The organism is Pedobacter sp. 05L430 (assembly GCF_056397585.1).
This window is the reverse complement of sequence record NZ_JBFTNT010000185.1, coordinates 1-11890: the sequence shown is the minus strand read 5'-3', so window position 1 is coordinate 11890 and position 11890 is coordinate 1. Positions and strand designations below refer to the sequence as shown.

Annotated in this window: 7 protein-coding genes; all 7 read right to left on the bottom strand. The window is 37.1% G+C overall.

Features of this window, described 5'->3' with window-relative positions:
* Nucleotides 1-285 (bottom strand): eCIS core domain-containing protein (locus tag AC1DG9_RS19065; protein WP_477635045.1); only part of this gene is annotated, 285 nt, incomplete at its 3' end.
* A gap of 9 nt (nucleotides 286-294) precedes the next feature.
* Nucleotides 295-1536: an eCIS core domain-containing protein gene (locus AC1DG9_RS19060; RefSeq protein ID WP_477635044.1), complete on the bottom strand. Its 1242-nt coding sequence runs from the start codon at nucleotides 1534-1536 to the stop codon at nucleotides 295-297.
* A gap of 23 nt (nucleotides 1537-1559) precedes the next feature.
* Nucleotides 1560-2933 (bottom strand): ATP-binding protein, encoded by a 1374-nt coding sequence (locus AC1DG9_RS19055; RefSeq protein ID WP_337716214.1) that lies wholly within the window; start codon nucleotides 2931-2933, stop codon nucleotides 1560-1562.
* Nucleotides 2927-4123, bottom strand: coding sequence for a contractile injection system tape measure protein (locus AC1DG9_RS19050; RefSeq protein WP_477635043.1), 1197 nt, complete (start codon nucleotides 4121-4123; stop codon nucleotides 2927-2929). The genes AC1DG9_RS19055 and AC1DG9_RS19050 overlap by 7 nt, the downstream gene beginning before the upstream one ends.
* 2 nt (nucleotides 4124-4125) lie before the next feature.
* Nucleotides 4126-6975: a hypothetical protein gene (locus AC1DG9_RS19045; RefSeq protein WP_288879316.1), complete on the bottom strand. Its 2850-nt coding sequence runs from the start codon at nucleotides 6973-6975 to the stop codon at nucleotides 4126-4128.
* A gap of 6 nt (nucleotides 6976-6981) precedes the next feature.
* Nucleotides 6982-9612 carry a hypothetical protein gene (locus AC1DG9_RS19040; RefSeq protein ID WP_337716210.1) on the bottom strand — a complete coding sequence of 877 codons (2631 nt, stop codon included), beginning with the start codon at nucleotides 9610-9612 and terminating at the stop codon, nucleotides 6982-6984.
* A 23-nt stretch (nucleotides 9613-9635) separates the two neighbouring features.
* Nucleotides 9636-11890: hypothetical protein (locus tag AC1DG9_RS19035; protein ID WP_477635042.1), on the bottom strand; the 2255-nt coding region annotated here is incomplete at its 5' end.

Sequence of the window (11890 nt, the reverse complement as noted above, 5' to 3'; positions counted from 1 at the left end):
AAGTTGACTGGCATCAGGTCCACTATGGATATTAACGTCAGAAAAGCCGGTTCCAAACCGGCTTTCCATAAAGCTTTGTGTCTCTTTATCCATTTGCATTCCGGTACCCCTTGATGCCTCAATTTGCTCGTTAACTTCTGCTTTTAGTTTTGGCTGGTTGCGGTAAATCAGCTGATCAGTTGAATTACTTTTACTGTCTTCATTTTGAAATGATGCAGGTTTGGGAGTATCAGCATCTTTTGTGTGTTGATTTGCAGTGTTGTGCGATTTGCCTGTACCCTTCATAGTTTATTATTACCAGTCACTGCTACCGCTCTCTGGAGCTGTAGTTACTCCAGCCCCAGTCCAGCTAATTTCTTCGTCCCAGTTCCACCACATATATTGGGGCTCCATGCCACTTAGCGGAAAATAGCTTGCAAATCTTCCAAATGATGATTGATCCATTGTATTGTACATCCAAACCCTTATTGTAGCAGTGTGAGATCTGCAGTTAATGGAATCTACAGTTACATACAGGCCGAAAGAACCAATTGAACATGTATATAAATCCATGGATTGTACACTAGGCCCCACTAGTCTTGAGCTTTGATAAAGTATAAAGGCATTTCTACACGTCTCGGGATCTGTACCTGGAGGGCTTGAAACCCAAAGTGGATAAGCATTAGGATCTGTTACAGGAGGCTTGGTCATTCCGGCGTGCCATGAAGAGTCTGTTCGATGGCTGGCTGCCCACGCTGCACAATCCGATGAAATATTTGCTTTTATTGAATTAAGTCCATCAATTACAGGTTGCCAGCCTCTAACTATTGTAGTGTAGTTATCACCTTCGGGCATATCCCATTGCGTAGCACTAGAGAATGGGGAAAAGAATTCATCTAATATTGCTCCAACGKTAGTTCTTTGAACCAATCTTTTACTTTTTATAGATGAATCTTTCCCTTGTTGTAGGGTATGAGTCAACTCATGAGCAAGCAAATGTTTTCCCTTGTCGGACTGTGGCTGATATTCTCCCTGATTAAAATAAATATCGTTTCCAACGGTAAAGGCTCTAGCGCTAAGGTTGTTGCTTAATTGTACCGACTGATTGTCTGTATGAATGTTAACATCGCTAAAATCACTTCCGAAACGGCTGCTCATAAAGCTATTTGTTTCCGTATCCATTTTACTTCCGGCACCGCGCGAAGATTCTATGGCATCTGAAACCTGATTGCTTACTGTTGAACTATTTTCAGCTTTTGCCTGGATACCTGTAGTTATTCCAGCAACTAAAGGTTTTCGCTGTGCTTTCTCTTCTTCTTCGCAATGGCTGCATTTTCGCTGAATGAATGAACTTTTGGGCATACGCATTACCTGATCTGCCATTGCGTCGGCTTCATCTTCCAAAGGATCATTAGGCGATCCTACCGTCAGTTTTGCTTGAAAAAAAATGTCGGCACCGGTTTTATCAGCAGCAACTTCACTTTGCTGTAGCATCTCGTCTTGATGAGCTGCTGCCATTGGTGTTACAACAGACTCTGATACGGCAACATCTTTCATAGCCTAATATTTTGGACCTCGATCTAAATAGTTTTTCCCTCTTTTCTGAATTCTTTTTTTATACCTTCTAAAAGGTCTTTTTCCCTAATGATATTTTCTTTGCGGTGAAGTGCCATTAAAGAAGCGTATTGAACAACATTTATTATCGAACCACCAGCGAGTTCATATTTTTCTGCAATGCTATCAATATCCAAGTCCTCTTCAAGCTGTACTTTATTACTAAATGTTTGGCGCCATAATATAGATCGTTCGTTACTTTTGGGCACAGGAAAATAGATAATAGACTGTAACCGCCTACCGAATGCTTCATCCACGTTGTTGCGCATGTTGGAGCTTAAAATTACCAAACCGTTGTAATCTTCAAGTCGCTGTAACAGGTATGCAATCTCTTGATTTGCATATTTATCGTGCGCATCAGAAATTGATGTTCTTTTGCCAAATAGCGAATCGGCTTCATCAAAAAACAAGATCCAGTTTTTGTGTTCAGCTTTTGCGAATACTTTTTCCAGATTTTTCTCGGTTTCTCCTATGTATTTTGAAATAACCATTGATAAATCAACTCGGTATACATCTACACCTGCCAGTTTTCCAAAAAGTCCGGCAGTTAGCGTTTTTCCTGTCCCTGGAGGCCCGTGAAATAATGCTTTATAACCAGGTTTCAGTGTTTTTTTCATCCCCCATTCGTTCATTAACACAGGGCCATGTTCTAACCATATTTTAATTTCACCTAACTGTTGCATTGTGTGCCTGTCTAGCACCAAATTATCCCATTCCAGCTGGGTGTTTATTCTTTTGGCAGGAAATTCCATACTAAAGGAAGGCTTGCGCAACTTGCCACCAGTAAAAAGGTCTATATACTCATCGTTAATTAACAGTTGTCCGCTTAAAATGGGTTCGTTTGCAGGAGATGACCCAAGCCAGAGGATATTATGAATTTTAAATAAGTGATCGGCATCAAAGAACTGTTGTACCCAAAAGCGTTTACTTAAATCACTACCTGCGAGTAAAAAAGAAGCGGTTTCGCCTGTTGGCAGAAAACCGCTGTGAAATGCCCCCCTTAAGCCTCCATACTCTGTTACACCGCGATCTTTTAATGTTGTTTTGATGAAAAAAACATCAAGTAATTGGGGAGCAATATGTGGAAGCAAAGCTAAAACTAAAATTAACCGTTCAGAAAAAGACAGTTGATAGAATTGGATAAATTCAGAGAATACAGAATTTTTATGATCAGATTGAGGTGGTTCTACGTCATAAATAGATTCATACTCACATTCTTCTCCAAAATGTAACTTTAATCTTGTTTGAAGTACTTTTTCAAACCAGTTAATTTCATCAAGCAGATCTAATGCATTTAAATGAAATGCATCTTTTTTTAAAACTTGTTCATCCGTTACCATTCTGTATGTATAATTTCTTTTAACCAGGGAAGTTTAATGGTACCAATGCTCCAGGGCAAACGATCAAGAAGAATATCAACTCCGGTACGTTCAATCTGGATTAGCCAGGAATTATCTTTGGGCGTTATTTTGCCCTGACGCTGGAAAAATGTATTCTGAAGTGCTTCAATACTTGATCCTTTTAAGGCATCCCAGTAGCTTACAACTGTTTGAAGCAGTAGTTTTGATTCTTCCTTTTCTTTTTTTTTGAGTTTAATGCCATTTGGAATTAAGTCGATATGCTGCATGCCACACAGAATTTTGTTCAATGGCATTTCCCATTCATTATATTTTTCGTTTCCGCATTGCAAATAATAGAGCAGAACCGCTGCACGCACATGAGAATCGGGAGATATAAATCGATTTTCATTATTAATGATCTGATCTGTTTCATCAACGTTTAGTATAGTAAAAGCTAACAGTTGCTTTAAGAATATCTTTTTCGGAATATTAAAAAGCTTCGCTATTTGATTTTTCTCCCATAGAAGTGTGTTGATGTTTATTTTAATAGAATTATCCGGATACAGATTTATAAGATGGTTGATGTAGATCTCAAGATCAGTACTTGTCATATAATCTGTAAACCTGCTGAATGTTCGTTCTGCTTCGAGGATGGATAGTGCTTTGATTTTAGTTAATAACTTAAGAAAGAATTCTTTTTGTTCTTGCTCATCAAAAGCTTTAAGAACTTCGGACGGTGATTTTCTAAGCTGTTTTTCGTACCACCAGGGATAGGTTCCATTTTCAAGAAAATACAATAAGGCAATTTTTTTCTGGTTCTTCTCGCTATTATATTCTATCGAGGATGATGATGTATTGGGTGCAGGATTAAAATTATCATCTACAGAGAAATCTCTATTGTATGGGTTTTCTTCGAACTGTTTTTTAAGCTCGCTAACAATCTTCTCTTCTACAATTTGTACAAATCTGGTTTTGAAGTCGCTTACCTGTAGATTACCTAGATCAACCTGAATTGAGTTAATGCTTACATAACTATCCTGATGTATGTTTTGGTGAAAAATCCGTTCATAAATTTCAGGTAGTTTGCTGGTTATTATTTCATTTAAATATTGTTTGCAATCAAACGCAAGTTTTTCATCACTGGCCTGGAGCCTGATTTTTTGCCTGCGGATAATTACATCACCATTCACAATTAGCGATTAAGTTTAAAACCTCTGGTAATAACATTTGCTTTACCTACAGTAACGGCTCCTTCTTTTCTTATGGCTTCATCTTTAATTAAGCTGATGCCTCCCTGTACTTCTGCTAAGGCAGCATTTACATCTCTGGCGTTTGTTACATCGCCGGTTATTGCCGTATTTCCCAGTTTTTCGGTAATTACATTGGCATTTTTAATGTAATCTTTTTCAGCAGCAATTCTTTCCGGAGTTCCGGCGGCAAGGCGTTCCATCTTATCTTGAGCAGCTCTTAAAGCATCTAAGTCTGCTGTTATTCCTAAATCTTTACCAGGAACTGTAAATTTTGTTGGTGTAAGTACTGTGGTAAATAAAGACGAATTCTCGTTTAAACGTTTATCAAATCCGTCGAGTTTAATATTCAACCCCTTAATGCTTTCCTCTACTCCTTTATTAACCCTTACATTGATCCTATCATCTAAATCTATATCCTTGATATAAGGAACAAGCTTCAGATTAAGGTCTTTAGTGTAATTAGGTATAATTTCGAAAACATGATCTATTGGGAATTTCGGAATTATTGGCGTTCCCGGAGGCAATGGTAAAGGAAGTGGAGTATATATTGGTGGGTTGTTTATCACATCCTTATCAATACTGGCGTAAGGAAGCATAAAATCAGCCACTACTGTCTTATCATCTGCAGTGTAAACAATTACAAATGTTCCCCCCCGTAATACACCACCGGCATGTTCCAAGCCAGGATTTTCTTTCATAAAGTTGCCGAGCATTAACCCGGTTTTCTTTTTGATTATTGTGTTTTGATAGATACTTGAAATAACATCCGTTTTTCTGAGGATGTCGGAATTTAGTATGAAATCGTGTGGAATGGCCGTATTTGAAAACGTAAACTGTTTGGTTTGTGCTTTAACATTGCTGGCTGCAGTAATGATGTTTGATACTGCAGAACGGTACTTTACATAATCAAACCTTGCGTCACCAATGTCTACAGCATTATCATACACATTTTGCCTGGCAGTTTTAAATTCAGTTGCAGGAATTAATGTGGTAGCTGCATCTGTTACTTTTACAAGATCATCGTTAACTGAGTCAGCATCATCCATTCTATCAAAAAATGTGCTCTTTATCGATTTTTCATACATATATAAATGGGGAAAAAACCATGGCCTTGGAGGAATTGTTTCTAATTTCTTCTCAACCTGAACAGATATAATATTTATCGGCAAATTATTTTCCAGAATAATTTTGTTAAGCGAGGCTTCAACATCAGCAAGTTTAAACCCTATGTGCCCTTCTACCCTGAAAAAAGTGTATTTAAGGATGTTATATTTTAAGGGGGTAATTGTAGCGCCAACATTGGAGTATTGATTTGAATTATAAGATAGAATCTGGCTCTCTTTTTTGCGGTTGTTCGCATTAAAATTCCAGTATAGATTTATAGGAAAGCTTGCATTATAACTATAATAGAAAGGTATACTTCGTTCGCCAAGTGGTGCATCTTCAAAAAGACTTGGTATTATTTTAAGGCCAGTATCTACAGAACGGAAATCCTCAGCTTTTGGAACTTTAAAACTGTTTATCATACTATGAATACGCATGAAATTGAATCGTGTTACTTCATCTGAATCATTAGAGCTGTTCAATATCGGCGATTCGTAAAAATGATGGCGATATTCCAAATCTATATGTATTTTATTGAACCGCTTGATCAATATGCCAAAATTGAACCGGATATTACTTGGTTTTAAAATATTTGCGCGAAGCAAACTAGATATTGGTCTGGCTTCGAGTACTGGTCGTTCTCCTATAGGCGGAATTCTTAAATCTGGAAAAATTACTGGTATTGGATTTTTTAAGGTTGCATCCCTAACCAAACCAATCAACACATGTTTAGGAAATAAATCAACATCTGGTGAGGCCAGCATATCATCTGAAAATAAGCTTTCTCTAAGCTCGTTATATGCATAACTAATGTCGCGGGCATAATCATATACATATTGACCGTAAAAGGACTCACTAAGCTTAAATTGTTCCTCCAGTAAGCTTTTCCACTTCTCTGTTGGATCGCCACCTTCAAAATCATCTTCAACCACCAGCTTGCAAACCTGGTAAGCTTTAGTAAGCTTGGCTATAATATCGTCCTTTACAACTAAAGCATTATTAAATGATGCGTTAAGCTCTTTATACGTGTCCAGGTCGGTATTAACCATAACCCTGGGGATGTTGAGGTCGTCAAGTGAAAAATAATCTTTATTCATTGAAGGCATGCTTTGAAGCAAAGCGCCAATATTATTTTTATGGATAAGCAAAATCTTTAGCTCTTTTACGGCGATAACGCCTTTATTGTCACAATCTGTTCCGGTACATAAATCGGGATCATTGTTGTAATCTTCCAGGTATAAAATACCTGCATAATCTTTTAGTGCAGTACCGGTTGTTGCCTCCAGCGTTGCTAAATCTTTTCCTGGTATAGCTCCTACCAACCGGCTATCTCTTAATTCGAACATCGGTAAGGGCTGATCACTATCATTAAGAAAATAAGGATATTTGGCGTTTAGATCTTCAAAAACATCATACTGATCAAACTCCTGATCGTAATCGAAATACAATAGATCGCCATCGGTAGTAATTGCGGCGCCTTTTGAAACTACAAGATGTTTGTTATCTATTACCCCTATTTCCAGTCCATAAATAATCCCGACACCAATTGCTTTGGTTCGTGTTAATTTGTTCTGTACGTCCAGATAGTTGAATAAATCATTCAACTGATCTGCCGTTAATACCTGATCATTTTCGAAAATAGTAAAGCGGGTATTGTCTTTACTAATTTGGTCGAGCACATTACCCATAATATTTTATGTTTTAAGAGTTCCCAATGCGTTTTGATTTAGCATAAAGAGCGTCCGCTCTTCACTACTACTACAATCTTCGAGTCTGGCCACCGGATAAATAGACCTTAATGCGGTTAAAATGGTTACAAACTCGTTTAATTTTGTATTTGTTGTGTCTTCTGTTTTCCCTGATTTTACATCCAGCCATTCTTTGTACGCATTTTCGAATGTGATTAATTGCTCATTGCTTACCCAGCAAATCTTTACAAAAGTGTGTGCCGGGGCTTCCATTCTGATTGTTCTTTCGGCATATTGCCTAAAAGCGATGTTGAGAAAACGCGGCGTATATGCAGGTAAGATAATGCTGATCCGAAATGAATAAGGGTCTTTATCTTCACAGTCTTTACAGCCATCATCAACACAAATTGGCATAAAGCCGGCTTCATCGTCAGGGATTAATTCTGGTGCTTCGGTTGAAGGGTCGTTTATTATTTTGACCTGAGGAGGCAACAAAAGCATGTGTTCTATTAAGAACATACCTTCATCAGCTCTGTTTTTAGTAACCAGTAAAACCAGTTGTTGCAGATCCAAACTTGCATCATTCATGGAGGAATAAAGCTTGGTACTGGTGCCTATTACTTTATTTGCGTTTAAAACCTGATAATAAAATGTACCATCGCCATTATCTATTGTTTTCAAATTCTGAGCGTGGTAAATCAGACTGATCGAATCTTCAAGTGCAAAACGAGCCCCTTCTTCTCCAGGGAATTTCTCGGAACCTTCCAACAGAATAGTTCCATTTTTGAAATCTGTTATCCTGTACCAATATTCGTCATTACCTGATCCGTTAAGCCCATGCTGAATCTCTGTATTCAGGTTAACAAGATTACGCCTATTCAGGTTGTCGAATCCAAGCAAGCGCTGCAATCTTTTTTCAAGACCGCTTATATTATTACTATCCCATAATTGATCCTGTTTAGCATAATTATAGCTGGAGAATCGTTTTGAGCTATATTCAGGATAATTTTTTAAGAAATTGGCCTTATCCTGAACAATATCTTCGGGATTTATGACAGATGGAATAATTACATCTTTAGGGTTTGAGGTAAAGCCCGAATAAAGCACGTTTACATACTCAGAGAATGATTCAGAAAACCTGGAGAGCAAATGATCAAGAAACAAGTTGCGACGCTTGTAGTATGTAATTTTATCCTCTGCAGCAGTCTGTACTTTTGTATCTATAGTAGCATTATCTACAAAAATCTCGTCAGCGTCTTTAAAACTCCTTACCGTATTTGCGAAATAGGTGTTTTTCTGGATGTCAGTGGAGAATAGATTGCCCAGATTTGAAAGTTGTGAGAAAGAATTGGCCAAATGCTGATCAAAAAAGTACAGATATCCTTGCAGTTGTTTTGCCTGGGCAACACGTTCTGCGGTTGCATTTTCTGGTAGGCCCCAGTGGCTTATTCCATAGTTTTTTGGAAAGTGATTTTGAATAGAATAATAGTTCCCTATGTCTTCAAAAGTACCTGTGTCAAATTGTATATCTTCAGTTCTTACCAGATCATTACCAGTAATATAATCGTTCATCGATTTGTCGAACCTGCTCTTTATGATATTCATATCAGGCCTTAATGGAATGCCATTTTTATAAATCAGGACATTTGAATCCAAAATGTTTATGATTGGTTGTTTACCTCGTTTAACTGGAATTATCCATTTGTTGCTGAGTTCTTTAGTTTGATCAGTTGGGTTAAATATAATATCAAGGATATTGCTTACTCCAGATGCATTAAGCATTTGCTGCATAATGTCTGAAAGATGGATTTCCTTTTTCAGATCGGAAGCTAAAAGTTCTTCCTCTTTTATAAAACCATGAATCAGTAACGGTCCTTCAAATATCACATCCGAAGTGTAGCCGCTATCAATGAGATCATTTAACCAATAAAATTTTATAAGCGGTGTCAGGTAGAGCTGAATATTAAAAAATAGTTCTGCAAGGGTCTCAAACGGATCAGCATCAGATTTTATTTCAATCTCACTGCAAAGCCTGAACTCTTGCGTAGTTATTTCATTAATGGTTAAAAAATCTTCACAAAGGTTCCTGTTCTGCATTACCAGTTCCAATACTTCTGTTTTTATCAGTTCTTTACTATCATTAGCAACATTGGTATCAAACTCTATTAGTACATCATAATAGCCCAACACATCAACAGGTTCCCATTTAAGGCTTTCTGGCTGTGTGAATTGAAGTTTTTTAAGGGTAATGTCGGCAAACATACCAAGGCTCCTTTTCTGCAACCAGGCATTTTTTACGCCTTCAATATCGATAATCAGCTTGCGGTAATCGTTAATGGTTACTGCCTTGTTCGGAAATATTTTTGAAGCTGAAAAAAAGTGCTTTAGAATATTTTCCCTTGCATCTTTAGATGTGGCAAGCAGATCAGGAATGGTGTTGTTTGTTCTATAACTTAAATCAGTAATTGCATAGCAAAGCAACTCGAGTATGGTAATGCCCGGATCATGAACATTGTAATCTGTCCAGATATCAGAGCCTGTTTTTTCAATAGATCCAATACCCGTTTTTCGTAGTTCTTCATAATCAAAAGCATCGCTTTGCGGTTTTTTCGACGAAATACTTAGTGCTTCACTCATGTGAATTAGAGGTTTATTTTAGTTCAGATTAATAATTTCATTGTTCTGGGAAGTGCTATAGAAGAACTTGATGAATCGCTTACAATGTTATGCTGAGTATGTGACACCAAAATAGATGCGGGATTAGAGGCTTCTGCAACTTCTACATTTCTTCCGAAGGCTCTTTTATTTGGAGAAAATTTATAAAGAGAAAAATCAGTCAGATAGTCAATGTACTCGAGGTCTTCTAAAAATTTAATGACCATCGACTTTGTAATTTTACCCCCAAAATGAATGTCATTTCCTGTATTGTTCATCCAGGGGGATAAAAATTCCTGTAATTTCAGATTGATTACCTTTTGATAATAGTTAAACTCATAGCCCTTTTTTAATTTTAAACTAACCGATACTTTTACTGGCTCATAACTTGGATTCACCACCTGGTAAGATGCCCAGGCAGATGAATGCTTACTTAAAAAAGTATTGATTTCATCAAGCGTATTTTTATCAACCTTTGGTTTAAAAGGGTCAATAGCATTGTGGTTGGTTAAATCAGGAACTACCACAATTAATGTATTTCCAGGTGAATAAAATGAACCTATAGTTGCATGGTTAATGCATTTAACTTTGTGAATCGTTGGAAAATGCTGCAGAATAAGACGCTCGTAATCCCAAATGGCAACGGTTCTTTCTTTATGGCGCAAACGTTCACTTGCACGAGTATAATACGCAGCATCATTTTCTTTTACCGCACCGCCAAAGGAAGAATAAGGCTGGGTAATTTTTTTAATTGCCGCAGTTTCAATCTTTAGTTTGGTAATTGTATTGGCTGGCAGCGCTTTGGCCAAACGCAATGGATCATTATTCTGATCATCAAAAATGACAATTCCGGCATTTGCCTGCACATCAATCAGGTTGCAAACGCTATCAGTATCTTTTATTATCGCTGCTTTTATCCAAAGTAAATTGCCAGGTAGAATTGTGTTAGATGTTGTAGCTTCTTTTGGTATGACTATTTTTATAACTCCACTGGCAAGTAAGCCGTTAGTGGTATCAAAAATAAAATCATCGTTTGTAAGTGTTTTCCAATAGTTATCGCAGAGCACACTCCATTCTAAAGTTATTTTCGGTTTTTCTGGATTTGCGCTTCCCTCAGCTATCTGGAATAAAATACTTGCGGAATCTTCTGCATATAAATCACTCAAACCAATTAGTAACTCGCCTTCTGTGTTATACTGTGGTACCAGTTTTACTAAAGTATTGTTTAGAAACGAGTGTTTGCTTCGGGTATAAGCATGTTCCCTTGCCTGCCCGAAGGCACCATAATGAAATAATTCAATCTCTTCATCAACATAATCATTTAATGAGGTTCCACTAAAATTAATTTTGGCTGTTGTTGCCGTATAATTTAAAGAAATTGATTGAATTTCAGGCGAGAATGGTTCTGCAGGGAGCTTAAGTTCTCCTCCGCTAAGACTATATCTTAAAATTTCAGCGGTATATTTTTCCCTGTAATCTTTAAACAAAAAACTATTGTCAAGTTTAAGATGTAACTGGCCTTTGCGGATGTCTTTGTAGAGATTAAGAATTAGCTGTAGTGCGGGCTTATATAATTGAAGCGTTTGGGCTGATTTAGCATTTACGAAATTGACCTTTTGCTGAATGTTGGAGAATCCCGGTAACAGATAAGACATTTTACTGCTTACTGTTTGCAATACCGATTGCCCCGGATTAATGTAATATGGGGTATAAAACTGTGGAAGTATAAAAAATGGAAATAAAATGGCGTAATCGGGATTAGTAAATTTCCAACTGGTTTGTAACTGAGCGTTTGATACATTGAAGAGCTTTACCGGTTCGTAACTTTTTTTCCAGGAATAACCATCTTTAAATGCAGCAGACGCACTGAAATAACTATTATTTATGTTTGAATTGCCGTAATTTGCAAAATAAGTTTTAAGGTTGGAATCTGGAATATTTTTCCAATCTACATCAAGGGAAAAGCTTTTTAGGCGCTTTGAGAAGGTTTCTTCATGAAGAATATAAAAATTAGAATTTTCTTCTGATAAAGGCCCGAATGGTTTAAAAGGTTTTTTAGGATTTAATGTTCCAAAATCGTTTTCGAGTTCTATTGAAGAAATACCCTGAACATCAACCTCTATAGTTGCATCTACAAGTTCGGCATTCATGAGATTCTGATAACCGAAATCTGTTTTTTCATTGTTTACAATAATCTGTAATATTGGATTGGTCGTATCAAATTCTCCACCGTGTGCAGCCTTATCGTAAACAATTACTG